Annotated in this window: 15 protein-coding genes; 9 read left to right on the top strand and 6 right to left on the bottom strand. The window is 60.1% G+C overall.

Annotation, left to right across the window (positions count from 1 at the left end):
- Positions 1–442: 442 nt before the first annotated feature.
- Positions 443–1,180: a phosphoadenylyl-sulfate reductase gene (locus AACY19_RS03215; protein WP_339447886.1), complete on the bottom strand. Its 738-nt coding sequence runs from the start codon at positions 1,178–1,180 to the stop codon at positions 443–445.
- 161 nt (positions 1,181–1,341) lie between these two features.
- Between AACY19_RS03215 and thrH the strand changes: the two genes are divergently transcribed.
- Positions 1,342–1,959, top strand: coding sequence for a bifunctional phosphoserine phosphatase/homoserine phosphotransferase ThrH (thrH, locus tag AACY19_RS03210; RefSeq protein ID WP_339447844.1), 618 nt, complete (start codon positions 1,342–1,344; stop codon positions 1,957–1,959).
- Positions 1,960–2,043: 84 nt separating this feature from the next.
- On the opposite strand, the gene pabB is transcribed toward thrH, so the two are convergent.
- The 4 genes from pabB to rloA form a co-directional block, all read right to left on the bottom strand.
- A complete protein-coding gene (pabB, locus tag AACY19_RS03205; RefSeq protein WP_339447842.1) occupies positions 2,044–3,387 on the bottom strand; it encodes an aminodeoxychorismate synthase component I in 1,344 nt (447 codons plus the stop codon).
- 212 nt (positions 3,388–3,599) lie between these two features.
- Positions 3,600–4,586, bottom strand: a complete 987-nt coding sequence (locus AACY19_RS03200; protein ID WP_339447840.1) for an alpha-L-glutamate ligase-like protein — start codon at positions 4,584–4,586, stop codon at positions 3,600–3,602.
- On the bottom strand, positions 4,586–6,121 hold the full coding sequence (rloB, locus tag AACY19_RS03195; protein WP_339447838.1) for an osmotic stress tolerance membrane protein RloB: 1,536 nt from the start codon (positions 6,119–6,121) through the stop codon (positions 4,586–4,588). Before rloB ends, AACY19_RS03200 begins: the two co-directional genes overlap by 1 nt.
- A gap of 5 nt (positions 6,122–6,126) precedes the next feature.
- Complete coding sequence (gene rloA, locus AACY19_RS03190; protein ID WP_339447836.1) at positions 6,127–6,663, bottom strand: retropepsin-like aspartic peptidase RloA; 537 nt, start codon at positions 6,661–6,663, stop codon at positions 6,127–6,129.
- Positions 6,664–7,054: 391 nt separating this feature from the next.
- Between rloA and AACY19_RS03185 the strand changes: the two genes are divergently transcribed.
- From AACY19_RS03185 to prpD, 6 genes are all read left to right on the top strand, one after another.
- Positions 7,055–7,777 carry a GntR family transcriptional regulator gene (locus tag AACY19_RS03185; RefSeq protein WP_339447884.1) on the top strand — a complete coding sequence of 241 codons (723 nt, stop codon included), beginning with the start codon at positions 7,055–7,057 and terminating at the stop codon, positions 7,775–7,777.
- Entirely contained in the window at positions 7,774–8,667 is an 894-nt protein-coding gene (prpB, locus tag AACY19_RS03180; protein ID WP_339447834.1) for a methylisocitrate lyase, read from the top strand. Before AACY19_RS03185 ends, prpB begins: the two co-directional genes overlap by 4 nt.
- A gap of 147 nt (positions 8,668–8,814) precedes the next feature.
- Entirely contained in the window at positions 8,815–9,942 is a 1,128-nt protein-coding gene (prpC, locus tag AACY19_RS03175) for a bifunctional 2-methylcitrate synthase/citrate synthase (protein WP_339447832.1), read from the top strand.
- A gap of 206 nt (positions 9,943–10,148) precedes the next feature.
- Positions 10,149–12,743: a Fe/S-dependent 2-methylisocitrate dehydratase AcnD gene (acnD, locus tag AACY19_RS03170; RefSeq protein WP_339447830.1), complete on the top strand. Its 2,595-nt coding sequence runs from the start codon at positions 10,149–10,151 to the stop codon at positions 12,741–12,743.
- Positions 12,744–12,798: 55 nt separating this feature from the next.
- Positions 12,799–13,989 carry a 2-methylaconitate cis-trans isomerase PrpF gene (gene prpF, locus AACY19_RS03165; protein WP_339447828.1) on the top strand — a complete coding sequence of 397 codons (1,191 nt, stop codon included), beginning with the start codon at positions 12,799–12,801 and terminating at the stop codon, positions 13,987–13,989.
- 187 nt (positions 13,990–14,176) lie between these two features.
- Positions 14,177–15,661 (top strand): 2-methylcitrate dehydratase, encoded by a 1,485-nt coding sequence (gene prpD / locus AACY19_RS03160; RefSeq protein WP_339447826.1) that lies wholly within the window; start codon positions 14,177–14,179, stop codon positions 15,659–15,661.
- 310 nt (positions 15,662–15,971) lie between these two features.
- Here prpD and ppsR read toward each other — a convergent pair whose 3' ends face one another.
- Positions 15,972–16,790 (bottom strand): posphoenolpyruvate synthetase regulatory kinase/phosphorylase PpsR, encoded by an 819-nt coding sequence (gene ppsR / locus AACY19_RS03155; RefSeq protein WP_008076822.1) that lies wholly within the window; start codon positions 16,788–16,790, stop codon positions 15,972–15,974.
- Between the two features lie 174 nt (positions 16,791–16,964).
- Between ppsR and ppsA the strand changes: the two genes are divergently transcribed.
- On the top strand, positions 16,965–19,340 hold the full coding sequence (gene ppsA, locus AACY19_RS03150; RefSeq protein ID WP_339447823.1) for a phosphoenolpyruvate synthase: 2,376 nt from the start codon (positions 16,965–16,967) through the stop codon (positions 19,338–19,340).
- 97 nt (positions 19,341–19,437) lie between these two features.
- Positions 19,438–20,427, top strand: a complete 990-nt coding sequence (locus AACY19_RS03145) for an alpha/beta fold hydrolase (protein WP_339447821.1) — start codon at positions 19,438–19,440, stop codon at positions 20,425–20,427.
- Positions 20,428–20,650: the final 223 nt, after the last annotated feature.

Genomic DNA, 20,650 nt, shown 5'->3' with positions numbered 1-20,650 from the left:
GGATCGAAAGTGGCTTTATGTTTTGCAGTTTTGTATACAAAACATGTATGCACTAAAGCGAGATCTGTGCCAGTTGCGGATCTATACGCGGCTTTACTCATTTCGAAAAGTTATCGATGAGCGCTAACTCATTGAAAAACAGTGGTTATAAATTGACCGTTCGAACAGGTATTTATTTTGGGCGGGGTATTTTGCCGGCAGGCGCCGAGAAAGGATTTTCAGGCGGGATGTAACTTTTCAGGGCGTGGAAACAAAAAAGTGCACACATAAATGGCACCGACGGTGACATTTGTGTGTACACATTTTCTCGAGCCTTACATAAATCCAATGTGGGAGCGGGCTTGCTCGCGAATACGTTGGATCAGTCAACGAAGATGTCGACTGAGACTACGCCTTCGCGAGCAAGCCCGCTCCCACAAAGGGGTGTCGCTGGAATTGGAGATCAGGCCTTGCTGATGATATTGCCAGCATGCAGTCCGCATTCTTTCTGCGTCGCTTCTTCCCACCACCAGCGGCCTTCGCGTTCGTGCTGGTTTGGCAGGACCGGGCGGGTGCAAGGTTCGCAGCCGATGCTGATGAAGCCGCGCTCGTGCAGGCTGTTGTACGGCAACTCAAGCATGCGGATGTAGCCCCAGATTTCTTCGCTGGTCATCTGCGCCAGCGGGTTGAACTTGTACAGGGTGCGCTCGGCGGTGGAGAACGCGGTGTCGATTTCCATCACTGCCACGGCGCTGCGAGTGCCCGGGCTCTGGTCGCGGCGCTGGCCGGTGGCCCAGGCTTTGACGTCGGACAATTTGCGTCGCAGCGGCTCGATCTTGCGGATGCCGCAGCATTCGCCGTGACCGTCCTTGTAGAAACTGAACAGGCCTTTTTCCTTCACGAACGGTTCCAGTTTCGTGTAGTCCGGCGAGACGATTTCGATGTCGATCTTGTAGTGCTCGCGCACCTGCTCGATGAAGCGATAGGTCTCCGGGTGCAGGCGACCGGTGTCGAGGCTGAACACCTTGACGTTCTTGTTGAGCTTCCAGGCCATGTCCACCAGCACCACATCCTCGGCGCCGCTGAAAGATATCCACAGATCATCGCCAAACTCGGCAAACGCGAGTTTGAGGATGTCTTGCGCGGATTTGTTGGCATAGGTCGTGGCGAGTTCCACGACGTCGAACGTTGCACTCATCAGGGCGGCTTCCTTCAGGTCGGTGGCGCTGGGCGCTCTATATGGGGGCGATGGTAACAAAAAGCTGCGCCGCTCGGGGCGTACTGTGCGTTGCGCGTGAGGATTCGAGTCGCTAGAGTTCGGCCTCGCTCGACTCAAATAATCAATACAAACGGGAGTGTCTTGTGGAAATTGCTTGCCTGGATCTTGAAGGGGTACTGGTGCCGGAAATCTGGATCGCCTTCGCCGAAAAAACCGGAATCGAATCCCTCAAGGCCACCACCCGGGACATTCCGGATTACGACGTGCTGATGAAACAGCGCCTGCGCATCCTCGATGAACACGGCTTGAAGCTGTCGGACATTCAGGAAGTGATCGCCACCCTGAAGCCGCTGGACGGCGCGGTTGAGTTCGTCAACTGGCTGCGCGAGCGCTTTCAGGTGGTGATTCTGTCGGACACGTTTTATGAGTTCTCCCAGCCGCTGATGCGCCAACTGGGCTTCCCGACGTTGCTTTGCCATCGTCTGATCACTGACGAAACCGGGCGGGTGACCAGCTATCAGTTGCGTCAGAAAGATCCCAAGCGCCAGTCGGTGCTGGCGTTCAAGAGCCTGTATTACCGGGTGATTGCGGCGGGGGATTCGTACAACGACACGACGATGCTGAGCGAGGCGGATGCGGGGATTCTGTTCCATGCGCCGCAGAATGTGATTCGTGAGTTCCCGCAGTTTCCTGCCGTACACACGTTTGCTGAGTTGAAGCAGGAATTCCTCAAGGCTTCTAACAGAGAGTTGAGTTTGTAATCGTCTGGAAGGGCGCTTTCGCGAGCAGGCTAGCTCCCACACCGGAATGCATTCCCTGTGGGAGCGAGCCTGCTCGCCAAGCGTTTAGAGGTTTTGCAGGGTTTCCAGCAGAACCTTCACTTTGGTGATCGACTCCTGATACTCAGCCTGCCAGTCCGAGTCCGCAACAATCCCGCCACCGCCCCAGCAGCACACTTGCCCATCCTTGACCAACAGACTGCGAATCGCGATGGAACTGTCCATCTCGCCGCGCACGTCCAGGTACAGCAACGAACCGCAATAGAGGCCGCGTCGGGTCGGCTCCAGTTCATCGATGATCTGCATCGCGCGAATCTTCGGTGCACCGGTGATCGAGCCACCGGGGAAACTGCCGGCAATCAGATCCAGTGCGTCGCGCTCGTCCGCCAATTCGCCGGTGACGCTGCTGACCAAGTGGTGCACATTCGGATAGCTTTCCAGGCTGAACAGCTCCGGCACGCGCACCGAGCCGATGCGGCAGGTGCGCCCGAGGTCGTTGCGCAGCAGATCGACGATCATCAGGTTTTCCGCGCGATCCTTGGGGCTGGCCAGCAGTTCGGCGGCGTTAGCGGCGTCTTCGGCCGGGGTCACGCCACGCGGGCGGGTGCCTTTGATCGGGCGGGTTTCGACCTGACGCTGGCTGACTTTGACGAAACGCTCGGGTGACAGGCTCAACACCGCGCCGCCGTCGGGCAAGCTCTGGAAACCGGAAAACGGTGTTGGACAGGCTTCGCGCAATGCGCAATAAGCCAGCCATGGATCGCCCTGACATGCCGCGCGGAAGCGCTGGGCGAAGTTGACCTGATAGCAGTCGCCCGCCTGGATATACCGCTGAATGCGCTCGAACGCCTGGCGATATTCATCTGCCGAGAGATCGGCGGCCATCGGCGCGTTCAGTTTGAACGGTGTCAGGGTTTCAGCCTGTTGCTGGGTAAACAGCGCGATCAGCCGTTGTTTCTCGCTGTCGATCACCGATGGGTGAAACACCAATTGGCTGGTCGCGGTCTGGTGATCACTGATCAGCGCCCAGTCGTACAGACCAAAGCGCGCGTCCGGCAATTGCAGGTCATCGCGGGCGTGGCTTGGCAGGTTTTCCAGATGTCGGCCGAAGTCGTAGCTCAGGTAGCCGATCAAACCGCCGGCGAACGGCAAGTCGACCTCCACTGGCAATCGGGCTTCGCCCAAGCGACTCAGATTGTCGCGCAGACGCTGGAGGAAATGGCTGCCGCTCTCGTCTGGCATCACTGCCAGTTGTTCCAGCGGCCAGGCGCTGAGCAGGTCATAGCGACCACGGTCGGCACTCGGCCGGCCGCTGTCGAGCAGCACGGCGCCGGGGGCGTTGCGGATGGCCGCGAAGTAGTCGGCGGGATTGGCGCGGTAGGCCAGCGGGTGTACGGAACAGGTCAACATGGGCGGGGCAGATCGGCCATTGAGGCGGGGTGGGGATTGTAGTCCTCTGCGGGAATTGCTCCTAGAGGGGATGTCGGCGATTGGCAGGTTGGGGGCAGGGTTGGAGCTCGCGCTGGCTGTGAAGCCGTCTTCGCGAGCAAGCCCGCTCACACAGGAAACGCAGTCCAATGTGGGAGCGGGCTTGCTCGCGAAGGCCGCGCCTCGGTGCTCGATCAGCCCTCGACCACTGGAATATGCCCAAACATTTCCTGGGTAAACGCCACGCGCTCCTCAACCGTCTCGGTCACACCGCGAGCCTTCAGCTCTTCCAGTCGCGCCTCGACCGCATGGGTACGCAACGTCAGCCCGCAATCATTGGCGATCTGGATATTCAGCCCCGGTCGCGCATTCAGCTCGAGAATCAGCGGGCCTTTCTCCTGATCGAGCACCATGTCCACACCGATATAGCCCAGCCCGCACAGTTCATAGCAACCAGCGGCGAGTTTCATGAAACCGTCCCAGTAGGGCAGTTGCACGCCGTCCACCGCGTTGGTGGTGTCGGGGTGTTTGGTGATGATGTTGTTCAGCCAGGTGCCGCGCAGGGTCAAACCGGTGGCCAGATCGACACCGACGCCAATGGCGCCCTGGTGCAGGTTGGCCTTGCCGCCGGACTGCCGGGTCGGCAGGCGCAGCATCGCCATCACCGGGTAACCCATCAACACGATGATGCGGATGTCCGGCACACCTTCGTAGCTGATGCTTTTGAAGATCTGATCCGGCGTCACGCGGTATTCAATCAGCGCCCGATCACGGTGACCGCCCAGTGAGTACAAACCGGTGAGGATGCTGGAGATGTGGTGCTCAAGCTCTTCATGGGCTAGGATCTTGCCCGACACCGTGCGATAGCGGCCCTCGAAGCGGTCGGCAATCACGATGATGCCGTCGCCGCCCGCGCCTTGCGCCGGTTTGATCACGAAATCGCTGCGCCCGCCGATGATCTCGCCGAGCTTGTCGATTTCCTTCTCGGTGGAGATCACGCCATACAACTCCGGCACGTGAATGCCGGCCTTGATGGCGCGTTCCTTGGTGAGGATCTTGTCATCGACTATCGGGTACAGACTGCGCTTGTTGTACTTGAGCACGTAATCGGCGTTACGCCGATTGATGCCCATGATGCCCCGGGCCTCCAGGGCCTTCCAGGTCTTCCAGAAACCGAACATCAGCTGTCAGCCTTCTTCAGGAACGCCTTGAAACGCACCAGTTCGGTCAGGCGGTAGCCGCGATAACGGCCCATCGCGAGCATGAAACCGACCAGAATCAACAGGATCGCCGGGAAGGTGAACACGAAGTACACCAGCTCGGGCACGGTCATGATCAGGTGCGCCAGGGACGCCGCGAACAGCGTGCCGATGGCGACTTTCATCGCGTGGCTGGCGCCGCGCTCTTCCCAAGTGATCGACAGGCGTTCGATGGTCATGGTCAGAATCACCATCGGGAACAGCGCCACCGACAAGCCGCGCTCCAGGCCGAGCTTGTGGCTGAACAGGCTGATCGTCGCGATCAGCACCACGACAAAGGTCAGCACCACCGAGAGTCGCGGCAGCATCTGCAGCTTCAGGTGTTCCAGATATGAGCGCAACGACAGGCCCAGCGCGGTGATCACGGTAAACAGCAGAATACCGAAGCCCAACTGCGTTTCACGGAAGGCCAGGGCGACCAGCACCGGGGTAAACGTGCCGAGGGTCTGCAGACCGATCAGGTTGCGCAGGATCAGGATCACCAGCACGCCAATCGGGATCATCACCATGATCATGAAGGTCTGCTGGGTCTGCAGCGGCAGGCCGTAGAGCGAGTATTCGAGGAAGTTGGCGTCGGTGTTCTCGTCAGTCAGCTTGGCCAGACGAATCGCGTTCATCTCGCTGTTGTTCAGGCTGAAGGTCACGTTGGCTTTCTTGCCGCCGTCGACGGTGATCAGGTTTTCATCGCCAGTCCACCACAGCAGGCGGTCGGTCGGCAGGCCTTTCTCGCCGGTTTCCGGGTTGAAATACAACCAGTCGGTGCCATTGAAGCTGCGCAGCCACAGTTCCGGCGTTTGCGGCTGGTCGGCGACGAGGCGGATGGTGTGGACTTTTTCCACCGGCACGTGGGCGATGGACAGCAGCAGTTCGACGATTTTGGCTTTGTGCGCGGTGGATGGATCGCCGGCCAGCAGCAGTTTCACGTTGTCGTCGTTGAGATTGTTGACGCGTTTGATCGCTTCGCCGATGAAGGTTTCGACGTCGGCCGAGTGCTGGCGAATCGGCGCGAGCAAGGCCTCGGCGGCGATTTTTTCCGGGCCTTCGATGGCGATGCTGTCGCGGAAGGTCGGGCCTTTGATCTTGGTTTTTTCCGCGGTGTAACGCTTGGTCAGCACCAGACGGTAATAAAGTGTCTGGTTGCCCTTGGCCCGGCGCGCCGACCAGGTGACCTTGCGGTTGCCGTCGACGCGGTTCACGGCAACGCCGTAGTTATTGGAGATAAAGCTCTCGTTGAGGCTGACGTAGTCGCGGCTCAACGGTGGCACGAACATCTGGATCTTCACCGGGTCCTTGGTGCTGGCGACGAACTCGACCTTGGCGTCGATGTTCCACAAGTCGTCGGTGGCGTCTTCGGTCACCGGGATGCCGAGCACGAAAATCTGATAGGCCGTGACCGAAACGCCCAGCAGCACCAGAATGGTGATCAGGATTTTCAGGTGGAAGGTTAGAGAACGCATGGAAATTACTCGGCGGTATGAGCGGCGATGGTGCAGGCGGGTTTGCCGGCAGCGTATTTAAGACTGGGGTCGACCAGCGCATCAAAGCGTTTCAGCGCCTCGGAGCCAATCAAAAGCGGATATTGGAACGCACTTCGGTCGGTCAGGTTCACTTCGATGCTGCGCATTGCCGCGCCCATGCAGATATCCAGCTCAATCACCGGACGGGCGGTGTACTTCTTGCCTTCTTCCGGGTCGTAGTCGCCGGCGCGACGCTTGATCTTGCTGACCCGTGCCAGGGGCCGTTCGATGGGGTGCGAATGCGCAGCGTCGATGGCCAGGTAGAAGCGCACCCAGGATTCACCGTTGCGTTTGAAGCGTTTGATGTCGCGGGCACTGAGCGAGGCAGTTTTCGCCCCGGTATCGAGTTTGGCCGCGACTTCCAGATTGATGCCATCAAGCGAAGCATATTCGTTGAGGCCGTACACGGTTTTTTCTCCCGCGACGGCGAGGCCGGGCAGGCAAAACAGGGCAAAGAATGTGGGGAAGGGCTTGAGTCTCATAAATCCTGGTGCGCAGCGTTCCGTTTTCGGTTCAGGTCCTTGGCAAAAGTTGCGCAAGACCCTTCGTGTGCCTATCAGCTTTTTATGACAAGCCGTACAAATGGCCAGCAAATTCGGGCGGCATTCTAGCACGGTGGTTTTATGGCGCCAGCGCCCGAGCCGGTCTATAACCCTTAGGGTTTTCCTGTGGGAGCGAGCCTGCTCGCGAAGGCGGTGTGTCAATGGAAGCAGATATCGCCTGACCTACGCTTTCGCGAGCAGGGATTAACCGCCCAGTGGAGATTACCTGGTGTTATTAGACGATTGTCGACAATATCCATTTATCCTTTGACTGATGCGGGCTAATTGGCTAGTTTTTGCCGCATTGGATTTAAAGGTGTCGACAATCATGCTGGATCAACTTGATCCCCCGGTCATCCACGGCGACGATGCCGAGACGCTCTCGGAAAACGTTTTTCGGCGCATTCAGGCGGCCATTGTCAAGGGCGAGATAGCCCCCGGCAGCAAGATCTCCGAGCCGGAGCTGGCGCGCACCTACGGCATCAGCCGCGGGCCGTTGCGTGAGGCCATTCACCGACTCGAAGGCCAGCGTCTGCTGGTGCGGGTGCCGCATGTCGGTGCGCGGGTGGTCTCGCTCAATCATGCCGAGTTGATCGAACTCTACGAAATCCGCGAATCCCTCGAAGGCATGGCCTGCCGTCTGGCGGCCGAGCGCATGAGCGTCGAAGACATCGACGAACTGCGCCGGGTGCTGGAAACCCACGAGCGTGACGCGGCGTTTCAGGCCGGTGTTGGCTATTACCAGCAGGAAGGCGATTTCGACTTCCACTATCGGATCATCCAGGGCAGCGGCAATCGCACGCTGACCCAAATGCTCTGCGGCGAGCTCTATCAACTGGTGCGCATGTACCGCATCCAGTTTTCCACCACGCCGAACCGTCCGCGTCAGGCGTTTGCCGAACACCACCGGATTCTCGATGCCATCGCCGACCGTGACGGCGAGCTCGCGGAATTGCTGATGCGCCGTCACATCGGCGCCTCGAAACGCAACATTGCCCGTCATTACCAGAACGGCGCCCACAACAAGACAGCCACTGAACGAGGTGAGTCATGAGTTCCAACCTGAACACTCCAGGCCAGCGTTTCCGCGATGCGGTCGCCAGCGAGCACCCATTGCAGGTGGTCGGCGCGATCAACGCCAACCACGCGCTGCTGGCCAAGCGCGCCGGTTTCAAGGCGATCTACCTGTCCGGTGGCGGGGTGGCCGCAGGTTCCCTCGGCGTGCCGGATCTGGGCATCACCGGTCTGGATGACGTGCTGACCGACGTTCGGCGTATCACCGACGTTTGCGATCTGCCGCTGCTGGTCGATGTGGACACCGGTTTCGGCTCGTCGGCGTTCAACGTGGCGCGCACCGTCAAGTCGATGATCAAGTTCGGCGCGGCGGCGATTCATATCGAGGATCAGGTCGGCGCCAAGCGCTGCGGCCACCGTCCGAATAAAGAGATCGTCAGCCAGCAGGAAATGGTCGACCGCATCAAAGCCGCCGTCGATGCCCGCACCGATGACAGTTTCGTGATCATGGCACGCACCGATGCGCTGGCGGTGGAAGGCCTGGAATCGGCACTGGATCGCGCTGCGGCGTGCATCGAGGCCGGTGCCGACATGATCTTCCCGGAAGCCATCACCGAACTGGAGATGTACAAGCTGTTCGCCAACCGTGTGAAAGCGCCGATCCTGGCCAACATCACCGAGTTTGGCTCGACGCCGCTGTACACCACCGAGCAACTGGCCGGCGCCGACGTGTCGCTGGTGCTCTATCCATTGTCGGCATTCCGCGCGATGAACAAGGCTGCGGAAAACGTTTACACCGCGATCCGCCGCGACGGTACGCAACAGAATGTCATCGACACCATGCAGACTCGCATGGAGCTTTACGACCGTATTGATTACCACACCTTCGAGCAGAAGCTCGATGCGTTGTTTGCACAGAAGAAAGGCTGAATCAAACCCTGTGGGAGCGAGCCTGCTCGCGAAGGATGCCAACGATAACGCGGTGTCCCTGATGCAAGGAGGTGCTCCAGCCACCTTCGCGAGCAGGCTCGCTCCCACAAGTTTCCCCATACAAATTCAAGAAGATTGGAGAACACAATGGCCGAAGCAAAAATACTCAGTGGCGCCGGGCTCCGTGGTCAGGTCGCCGGGCAAACCGCACTGTCCACCGTGGGCCAGGCGGGTGCAGGGCTGACCTATCGCGGTTACGACGTGCGCGAACTCGCCGCCGATGCGCAATTTGAAGAAGTCGCGTACCTGTTGCTCTACGGCGAGCTGCCAACCCAGGCGCAACTCGACGAATACCAAGGCAAGCTGAGCAAGCTGCGTGATTTGCCGCAAGCGCTGAAAGAAGTGCTCGAACGCATCCCCGCCGATGCCCACCCGATGGACGTGATGCGCACCGGTTGCTCGTTCCTCGGCAACCTCGAGCCGGAGAAGGACTTCTCCGAACAGCGCGACAAGACTGACCGTCTGCTCGCCGCTTTCCCGGCGATCATGTGCTACTGGTATCGCTTCAGCCACGACGGCAAACGCATCGACTGCGTGAGCGACGAGCCGACCATCGGCGGTCATTTCCTGCACCTGCTGCACGACAGGAAGCCGAGCGAGTTGCACGTCAAGGTGATGAACGTGTCGTTGATCCTTTACGCCGAGCACGAATTCAATGCCTCGACGTTCACCGCCCGTGTTTGCGCCTCGACCCTGTCTGACCTGTATTCCTGCGTGACGGCGGCCATCGGTTCGCTGCGTGGCCCGCTGCATGGCGGCGCCAACGAAGCGGCGATGGAGATGATCGAGCGCTTCTCGTCGCCGGAAGACGCGATCAAAGGCACCCTCGGCATGCTCGAGCGCAAAGACAAGATCATGGGCTTCGGCCACGCGATCTATAAGGACAGCGACCCGCGCAACGAGGTGATCAAGGGCTGGTCGAAAAAACTCGCTGATGAGGTCGGTGACAAGGTGCTGTTCCCGGTTTCCGAAGCCATCGACAAGACCATGTGGGAGCAGAAAAAACTGTTCCCCAACGCTGACTTCTACCATGCCTCGGCGTACCACTTCATGGGCATTCCGACCAAGCTGTTCACGCCGATCTTCGTCTGCTCGCGCCTGACCGGCTGGGCTGCGCACGTGTTCGAACAGCGCGCCAACAACCGCATCATCCGTCCAAGCGCCGAGTACATCGGCGTTGAACAGCGCAAGTTCGTGGCAATCGAACGTCGCTGAATGGTGAGGGCCGAACACTAATCTCGATATTCACCGAAGACCCTGTGGGAGCTGGCTTGCCAGCGATGACCGAGTCACATCCAACATTGATGTCGACTGACCCACCGCTATCGCTGGCAAGCCAGCTCCCACAGGGTTCAGTGTGAATTTCAAGGTCAGTGTCCGGCCCCACCTCTTGAACCTACCGTGACCCGAGTCCTGACCCGATGAACACAGCATTTCGCAAAACCCTGCCCGGCAGTCCTCTGGATTATTTCGACGCCCGTGCGGCGGTCGAGGCGATCCAGCCCGGCAGTTACGACACCTTGCCGTACACCTCCCGCGTGCTGGCGGAAAACCTTGTGCGTCGCTGCGACCCGGCCACGCTCACCGATTCCCTCAAGCAACTGATCGAGCGCAAGCGTGATCTCGATTTCCCCTGGTTCCCGGCGCGTGTGGTCTGCCACGACATTCTCGGCCAGACCGCGCTGGTCGACCTCGCTGGCCTGCGCGACGCCATCGCGTTGCAGGGCGGCGACCCGGCGCAAGTCAACCCGGTGGTGCCGACGCAACTGATCGTCGACCACTCGCTGGCCGTCGAGGCGGGTGGTTTCGATGCCCAGGCGTTCGAGAAAAACCGCGCCATCGAAGACCGTCGCAACGAAGACCGCTTCCACTTCATCAACTGGACCAAAAAGGCCTTCAAGAACGTTGATGTGATCCCGCCGGGCAACGGCATCATGCACCAGATCAACCTGGAGAAAATGTCCCCGGTGATCCAGGTGCGTGACGGTGTGGCCTTCCCCGACACCTGCGTCGGCACCGACAGCCACACCCCGCACGTCGATGCGCTGGGCGTGATTGCCATCGGCGTCGGCGGCCTCGAAGCCGAGAGCGTGATGCTTGGCCGCGCCTCGTGGATGCGCCTGCCGGAAAGCGTCGGCGTCGAACTGACCGGCAAGCTGCAACCGGGCATCACCGCCACCGACATGGTGCTGGCGTTGACCGAATACCTGCGCAAACAGAAAGTCGTCGGCGCGTGGCTGGAGTTCTTCGGCGAAGGCGCGGCCGCGCTGACCCTCGGCGACCGCGCAACCATCTCCAACATGGCCCCGGAATACGGCGCCACGGCGGCGATGTTCTACATCGACCAGCAGACCATCGATTACCTGAAACTCACCGGCCGTGAAGACCAGCAAGTGCAACTGGTCGAGCAATACGCCAAGCTTACCGGCCTCTGGGCTGACAGCCTGAAAGGCGCGCAGTACGAGCGCGGCCTGACCTTCGACTTGTCCTCGGTGGTGCGCAACATGGCCGGCCCGAGCAACCCGCACGCCCGCGTTGCGGTGGCGGATCTGGCGGCCAAAGGCATCTCCGGGCAGTGGGATGACGTGCCAGGGCAAATGCCTGATGGCGCGGTGATCATCGCGGCGATCACGAGTTGCACCAACACCAGCAACCCGCGCAACGTCATTGCTGCGGGCCTGCTCGCGCGCAACGCCAACAAGCTCGGCCTGACCCGCAAGCCGTGGGTGAAATCGTCGCTGGCGCCGGGTTCGAAAACCGTCGCGCTGTACCTCGACGAAGCGGGGCTGACCACAGAGCTTGAGCAGCTCGGTTTCGGCGTCGTCGCCTTCGCCTGCACCACCTGCAACGGCATGTCCGGCGCGCTCGATCCGCTGATCCAGCAAGAGATCATCGACCGCGACCTGTACGCCACCGCCGTGCTCTCCGGTAACCGTAACTTCGACGGCCGCATCCACCCCTACGCCAAGCAGGCATTCCTCGCTTCGCCGCCGCTGGTGGTCGCATATGCCATCGCCGGCACTATCCGTTTCGACATCGAGAAAGATGTTCTGGGCGTGGTCGACGGCAAGGAAATCCGCCTCAAAGACATCTGGCCGAGCGACGAAGAAATCGACGCCGTGGTGAAATCGTCGGTCAAGCCTGAGCAGTTCCGTCAGGTCTACATTCCGATGTTCGCCGTCCATGAAGACACCGGCCCGAAAGTCATGCCGTTGTACGACTGGCGTGAGATGAGCACCTACATTCGCCGTCCGCCGTACTGGGAAGGCGCATTGGCCGGCGCCCGTCCGCTCAAGGGCATGCGTCCGCTGGCGGTGCTGCCGGACAACATCACCACCGACCACCTGTCGCCTTCGAACGCGATCATGCTCGACAGCGCCGCCGGCGAATACCTGGCGAAAATGGGCCTGCCGGAAGAGGACTTCAATTCTTACGCCACCCACCGTGGCGACCACTTGACCGCGCAGCGTGCAACCTTCGCCAACCCGAAACTGTTCAACGAAATGGTCGTGGAAAACGGCAAGGTCAAACAGGGTTCGCTGGCCCGCGTCGAGCCGGAAGGCAAAGTGATGCGCATGTGGGAAGCCATCGAAACCTACATGGAGCGCAAGCAGCCGCTGATCATCATTGCCGGCGCCGATTACGGTCAGGGTTCGTCCCGTGACTGGGCGGCAAAAGGTGTGCGTCTGGCCGGTGTCGAAGCGATTGCCGCCGAAGGTTTCGAGCGCATCCACCGCACTAACCTGGTGGGCATGGGCGTGCTGCCGCTGGAGTTCAAGCCGGGTACCGACCGTCACACCCTGGCCATCGATGGCAGCGAAACCTACGACGTGATCGGCGAGCGCAAGCCGCGTGCGGATCTGACGCTGGTGATCCACCGCAAGAACGGCGAGCGCCTCGAAGTGCCGGTGACCTGCCGTCTCGACACGGCTGAAGAGGTGTCGATCTACGAGGCTGGCGGCGTGTTGCAGCGCTTCGCTCAGGACTTCCTCGAAGAGTCGGCGGTTGCCGTTTAACAATGTTGAGCGATCAAAGGATGATGAGTCCTTTGGTCGTTTTGAAGGAGCACCCATGGCTCACGCACCACAGATCAAAATCCCCGCCACCTACATGCGCGGCGGCACCAGCAAAGGCGTGTTCTTCAGCCTCAACGATCTGCCCGAGGCGGCGCAGGTTCCCGGCCCGGTTCGCGATGCCTTATTGCTGCGCGTCATCGGCAGCCCCGACCCCTACGACAAGCAGATCGACGGCATGGGCGGCGCCACGTCCAGCACCAGCAAAACCGTGATCCTGTCGAAAAGCATCAAGGCGAATCATGACGTCGATTACCTGTTCGGTCAGGTGTCCATCGACAAGCCTTTCGTCGACTGGAGCGGCAACTGCGGCAACCTCTCGGCAGCGGTCGGTTCGTTCGCCATCAGCAACGGTCTGGTCGATGCCAGTCGCATCCCGCACAACGGTGTCGCCGTGGTGCGTGTGTGGCAGGCCAACATCGGCAAAACCATCATCGCCCACGTGCCGATCACCAACGGCGAAGTGCAGGAAACCGGCGACTTCGAACTCGACGGCGTGACCTTCCCGGCGGCCGAGGTGCAAGTCGAATTCATGGACCCAGCGGCGGAAGAAGAGGGCGGCGGTGGTTCGATGTTCCCGACCGGCAACCTCGTTGATGAGCTGGAAGTGCCGGGTGTCGGCACGTTCAAGGCGACCATGATCAACGCCGGCATCCCGACGATCTTCGTCAACGCCGCAGACATCGGTTACACCGGCACCGAGCTGCAAGGCGCGATCAACAGCGATCCGAAAGCGCTGCAGATGTTCGAGACGATTCGTGCTTACGGCGCGCTGCGCATGGGGTTGATCTCGAATCTGGATGATGCGGCCAAGCGCCAACACACACCGAAAGTCGCGTTCGTCGCCCAGCCCGCGGATTATGTGGCGTCCAGTGGCAAAGCCATTGGCGCCGCTGACGTGGACTTGCTGGTGCGCGCCTTGTCGATGGGCAAATTGCACCACGCGATGATGGGCACGGCGGCGGTGGCGATTGGCACGGCGGCGGCCATCTCCGGCACGCTGGTGAACCTGGCAGCCGGCGGCGTCGAGCGTAATGCCGTGCGCTTCGGGCATCCCTCGGGAACCCTGCGCGTGGGTGCCGAAGCCAGTCTGGAAAACGGTGAGTGGGTGGTGAAGAAAGCCATCATGAGCCGCAGTGCCCGGGTCCTGATGGAAGGCTACGTGCGCATCCCCGGGGATTCTTTCTGACACAACAAAGCATCTAATGTGGGAGCGGGCTTGCTCGCGAAGGCGCAATGTCAGTCGACATCTCCAATACTGACACTCCGCCTTCGCGAGCAACCCCGCTCCCACAGTGGATTGCATTTCAACAATAAGACATCGTTAGCCCTGAACCGAGGTCCCATCAACGAACCACTTCAAGAGTGAATCGAACATGAGCGCCAACGTCGACCTGAACAATCGCCCCGACTACGACCGTGTCCTGCAGGACATCGCCGATTACGTCCTCACCTTCAAACCCGAATCTGCCGAAGCCCTCGACACCGCCCGCAACTGCTTGATGGACACGCTGGGCTGCGGCCTGCTGGCGCTGCGCTTCCCCGAATGCACCAAGCACCTGGGCCCGATGGTCGAAGGCACCGTCGTGCCGTTTGGCGCCCGCGTCCCCGGCACCGCCTATCGCCTCGACCCGGTCAAAGCCGCCTGGGACATCGGCTGCATCGTGCGCTGGCTCGACTACAACGACACCTGGCTCGCCGCTGAATGGGGGCATCCGTCGGACAACCTCGGCGGGATTCTCGCGGTGGCCGATCACCTCTCGCAGAAACGCGTGGCCAACGCTGAAGCGCCGCTGACCATTCGCGATGTGCTCGAAGCAATGATCATGGCCCACGAGATTCAGGGCGTGATCGCTCTGGAAAACTCCTTCAACCGCGTAGGACTCGATCACGTCATTCTGGTGAAAGTCGCCTCGACGGCGGTCACCGCCAAACTGATGGGCGCCAATCGCGAGCAACTGTTGTCGGCGTTGTCCCATGCGTTTGCCGATGGGCAGGCCTTGCGCACGTATCGCCATGCGCCGAACGCCGGTTCGCGCAAATCCTGGGCAGCCGGGGATGCATCGAGTCGTGGTGTGCGCCTGGCCGACATCGCCATGCGCGGCGAGATGGGCATTCCCGGCGTATTAACTGCGAAGCAGTGGGGTTTCTATGACGTGTTGTTCAGTCACACCAACAGTGATCTGGCGTTGAAGCCTGAAGACAAGCGCGCGTTCAGTTTCTCGCGGCCTTTCGGCAGTTATGTGATGGAGAACGTGCTGTTCAAGATCAGCTTTCCCGCCGAATTCCACGCGCAAACAGCCTGCGAAGCGGCGGTGACCTTGCACCCGCAAGTGCGCAATCGTCTGCATGAAATCGACCGCATCGTTATCACCACTCACGAATCGGCCATTCGCATCATTTCCAAAGTCGGGCCGCTGGCCAACGCTGCTGACCGCGACCATTGCATTCAGTACATGACCGCGGTGCCGCTGGTGTTCGGCAATCTGGTGGCCGAGCAATACGAGGACGATTTCCACAAGGCCCATCCGATCATCGATGTGCTGCGCGAGAAAATGGTCGTCGTCGAAGATCCGCGTTTCACCCGCGAATACCTCGAAGCCGACAAGCGCTCGATTGCCAACGCCGTGCAAGTGTTTTTCAAGGACGGCAGCAGCACCGAAAACGTCGTGGTGGAATACCCGATTGGTCATCGTCGGCGTCGTGCCGAGGGCATCCCGTTATTGGAGGACAAATTCAAGGCCAATCTGGCGACACGATTCACCGGCCAGCGCAGCAGCGAAATCTTCGCGTTGTGCAAGGATCAGGCGCAGCTCGAAGCCACCCCGGTTAACCGCTTTGTGGCTATGTGGGTTATCTGAACCACCTTTCCACCGGCAAGTTGGTGATCGCAAAACCTGAGCGCGTCGTGATGTCCTCAAGCACCGGTGTCTCAACCCTCAGTCCGGCAGCGGTGCCGCAGTTTATTCGGGTGAGTGTGTGTAATGCGGTGGGGGATGATCGGTTGTTGCCGGGCGGCTTTGAATCCTTGGCCCGGGCATGGATGGAGACCGTGTAATCGTTCTTCGCGAGCAAGCCCGCTCCCACATCTGGTCGCATTCCAGCTGAAGGAACGCGGTCAAATGTGGGAGCGGGCTTGCTCGCGAAGGCGCCAGGCCAGTGACCGCAAACCTACTTGAATCGCCGCTCCACACCTTTCTCCACCAGAATCTTCGCCGAAATCTCTTCCACCGAAAAATGCGTGGAGTTGATGTTGGGGATGTTCTCGCGGCGGAACAGGTTTTCCACTTCGCGCACTTCGAATTCGCACTGGGCATAGCTCGAATAGCGGCTGTTGGGCTTGCGCTCGTTGCGGATCGCGGTGAGGCGATCAGGGTCGATGGTCAGACCGAACAGCTTGTGCTGATGGGCGCGCAGGGCGGCCGGCAGGGTCAGACGCTCCATGTCGTCTTCAGTCAACGGATAGTTCGCGGCGCGGATGCCGAATTGCATCGCCATGTACAGACACGTCGGCGTTTTACCGCATCGCGACACGCCCACTAGTATCAGGTCGGCTTTGTCGTAATAGTGGGTGCGTGCGCCATCGTCGTTGTCGAGGGCGAAGTTCACCGCCTCGATGCGCTCCATGTAATTGGAGTTGTGCCCGATCGAGTGGGACTTGCCGACGGTGTAGGAAGAATGCTCGGTCAGTTCCTGTTCGAGCGGGGCGAGGAAGGTCGAGAAAATGTCGATCATGAAACCATTGGACGTGGCAAGAATCTCACGGATGTCCTGATTGACGATGGTGTCGAAGATGATCGGGCGAAAGCCGTCGGTTTCAGCGGCTTTGTTGATTTGTTGTACCATGGCCCGCGCTTTTTCAACGCTGTCGATGTACGGTCGCGTGAATTTGCTGAAGGTAATGTTTTCGAACTGCGCCAACAGGCTTTGACCCAGGGTTTCGGCAGTGATGCCGGTGCCATCGGAGATAAAGAAAGCAGATCGTTTCATTTGCACCTTGGGCCTTAAGCTAGTCATCAATCTTGGATATGATAGGCGCGATTTGCCGGCCGCCATTGGCCCGCATTCTCACTTATTTTCCAGGTCCAGGCCATACAGCCGGCCAAGGCTCCCCCGGGCCGCCGGTTTCTGAGCTTTTCCAACACAGTTAGTGGAGAGATCACCTTGGTAGAGTACGTAGTTTCCCTCGATAAGCTCGGCAAACACGATGTTGAGCATGTGGGGGGCAAGAACGCATCCCTGGGCGAGATGATCAGTAACCTGGCAGGCGCCGGTGTTTCGGTCCCCGGCGGTTTCGCCACGACGGCTCAGGCTTATCGTGATTTCCTCGAACTGAGCGGCCTCAACGACCAGATCCACAAGGCCCTCGACGCGCTGGACGTCGATGATGTCAACGCTCTGGCCAAAACCGGCGCCCAGATCCGTCAATGGATCATGGAAGCCGAATTCCCCGAAAAACTGAATGCCGAAATCCGCACCGCGTTCGCCGCGCTGTCGGCCGGCAACCCTGACGTGGCCGTGGCCGTGCGTTCCTCCGCCACCGCCGAAGACTTGCCGGATGCGTCCTTCGCCGGTCAGCAGGAAACCTTCCTGAACATCCGTGGCGTGGAAAACGTCATCCGTGCCGCCAAAGAGGTGTTCGCGTCGCTGTTCAACGACCGTGCGATTTCCTACCGCGTGCACCAGGGCTTCGATCACAAACTGGTCGCCCTGTCCGCCGGCGTGCAGCGCATGGTGCGTTCGGAAACCGGCACTGCCGGCGTCATGTTCACCCTCGATACCGAATCCGGTTTCCGTGACGTGGTATTCATCACCGGCGCCTACGGCCTGGGCGAAACTGTCGTACAAGGCGCGGTGAACCCGGATGAGTTCTACGTGCACAAAGGCACGCTGGAGGCCGGTCGTCCGGCGATCCTGCGTCGCAACCTTGGCAGTAAAGCCATCAAGATGATTTACGGCGACGAGGCCAAGGCCGGTCGCTCGGTCAAGACGGTCGATGTCGATAAGGCTGATCGTGCGCGTTTCTGCCTGAGCGACGCTGAGGTCAGCGAGCTGGCCAAGCAAGCGATGATCATCGAAAAACACTACGGCTGCCCGATGGACATCGAGTGGGCCAAGGACGGTGACGACGGCAAGCTGTACATCGTACAGGCGCGTCCGGAAACCGTGAAAAGCCGCACCCAGGCCAACGTCATGGAGCGTTACCTGCTGAAAGAAACCGGCACTGTGCTGGTCGAAGGTCGCGCGATTGGCCAGCGCATCGGCGCCGGCAAAGTGCGCATCATCAAGGACGTCTCCGAGATGGACAAGGTTCAGCCGGGGGACGTGCTGGTTTCCGACATGACCGACCCGGACTGGGAACCGGTGATGAAACGCGCCAGCGCCATTGTCACCAACCGTGGCGGTCGCACCTGCCACGCGGCGATCATCGCTCGTGAACTGGGCATTCCGGCAGTCGTCGGTTGCGGCAACGCCACCCAGCTGCTGAAGGATGGTCAGGGCGTGACCGTGTCCTGCGCCGAAGGCGACACCGGTTACATCTTCGAAGGCGAACTGGGCTTCGATATCAAGAAGAACTCCGTCGACGCCATGCCGGATCTGCCGTTCAAGATCATGATGAACGTCGGTAACCCGGACCGCGCCTTCGATTTCGCGCAATTGCCGAACGCCGGTGTGGGCCTGGCCCGTCTGGAGTTCATCATCAACCGCATGATCGGTGTGCACCCGAAAGCGCTGTTGAACTACGACGGTCTGCCGCAGGAAATCAAGGAAAGCGTCGACAAGCGCATCGCCGGTTACGACGATCCGGTCGGTTTCTACGTGGAAAAACTGGTTGAAGGCATCAGCACCCTCGCTGCTGCGTTCGCGCCAAAGAAAGTCATCGTGCGTCTGTCGGACTTCAAGTCCAACGAATATGCCAACCTGATCGGCGGCAAGCTCTACGAGCCGGAAGAAGAGAACCCGATGCTGGGCTTCCGTGGCGCTTCGCGTTACATCAGCGAATCGTTCCGTGACTGCTTCGAACTCGAGTGCCGCGCGCTGAAACGCGTGCGCAACGAGATGGGCCTGACCAACGTCGAAATCATGGTGCCGTTCGTGCGTACCCTGGGCGAAGCAAGCCAGGTCGTCGATCTGCTCGCCGAGAACGGCTTGAAACGCGGTGACAACGGTCTGCGCGTGATCATGATGTGCGAACTGCCATCCAACGCGATTCTGGCGGAAGAATTCCTCGAATTCTTCGACGGTTTCTCGATTGGTTCCAACGACCTGACTCAGCTGACGCTGGGCCTGGACCGCGATTCCGGTATCATCGCGCACCTGTTCGACGAGCGTAATCCGGCGGTCAAGAAGCTCTTGGCCAATGCGATTGCCGCGTGCAACAAGGCCGGCAAGTACATCGGTATCTGCGGTCAGGGCCCGTCCGACCACCCGGATCTGGCCAAGTGGCTGATGGAGCAGGGCATCGAAAGCGTGTCGCTGAACCCGGACACCGTGCTGGAAACCTGGTTCTTCCTGGCGGAAGGCCAGGCCCGGGCTTGAAGCGTCTGTAAACGGCCCGCCCCCACAGGGGGCGCGGCTTTGAAATTGAAGTAGGGCGGGCTCCTGTAGATGCCGCCCTTTTTTGTGCAAGAGCATTATGCAAAGCAGCAGCAACCTGTTTCCTGTCGCCCTGATCAGCGCCGAACGGCGCGGTGATCTGAGCGAAGACGTGTATCGATTGAAGCCCGGCAACAGCCCGGACTGGTCCGTGGAGATCGCTGTCACCCGTTTGGGCATGGCCGACGACGCGGCACCTCGCGGCGTGCCGGTGATTTTGTTGCATGGCAGTTTCTCCAACCGACGTTTCTGGTTTTCTCCCAAAGGTCTGGGGCTCGGCGCGTATCTCACGCGGCTGGGTTTTGACGTGTGGATTCCGGAGATGCGCGGTCACGGCTTGTCGCAGCGCAACGAGGAGTACCGGCGCAACCGTGTCGCCGACTATGCCCGTTACGATTTGCCGGCGATTGCCGCGTTCGTGCGCGAGCAGAGCGGGCAGGTCCCGCACTGGATCGGCCATTCGCTGGGCGGTATCACCCTGGCAGCAGCGCTCGGTGGCGAATACCTTGGCGAGCCGGCCGTGGCGTCGGCGGCATTTTTTGGCACCCAGGTCAGCCGCACGTACTGGCCGCTGAAAATCCCGCCGGTGGAGTGGAGCAGTCGCTTTATTCTCAAGCGCTTCGCCCAGTTGTCCGGTTCGCGTCTCAAACGCGGCCCTGAGGATGAACCGATTGGCCTGGCCATCGAGAGCATGCGCTGGTACGGCCTGTTCGGTCGTTTCGGCGACAAGGACAAGGATTGGTGGGCCGGTCTTGCCGATGTTCAGGTGCCTGTGCTGGCGGTGACGGCTGCGGGGGATCATCAGGACCCGGCGTGGGCCTGTCGCAAGTTGTATGAGCAGATCGGTTCCGGGCATAAACAGTTCATCAACCTGGGGCGCGAGCAAGGCTTCAGCGATAATTTCGGCCATGTCGAAATGCTGGTGAGCAAACCGGCGCAGACTGAGGTGTGGCCGTTGGTGGCGCGCTGGCTGAACGATCAGCAAACCCCTCTGTTGGGGGAGAAGCCGGATCTGGCGGCGGCAGTCTGATGAGGGCTCTGAAAAGGGCATTTCGTTCAGGTTGGCTTGCGGCTAAGATATGACGCATCGAGCGGTTCTGGTCATTTTTGGTGGCTGTTTGGCGATTACGTTTCAGGGTTTGTTCAGGTTCGTTCAGCGAACATGAGATGGACTAAGGTAAACAGCGACCACCGGAACTCGTTTCTTCAGAATGCGTCATCCTTGATCGTCTTCCTTGTTACAGGAGTTTTTC

This window comes from Pseudomonas sp. EA_5y_Pfl2_R50, assembly GCF_963970475.1.
In the GTDB taxonomy this organism is placed as follows: domain Bacteria; phylum Pseudomonadota; class Gammaproteobacteria; order Pseudomonadales; family Pseudomonadaceae; genus Aquipseudomonas.
This window is presented reverse-complemented; position numbering and strand designations above follow the sequence as displayed.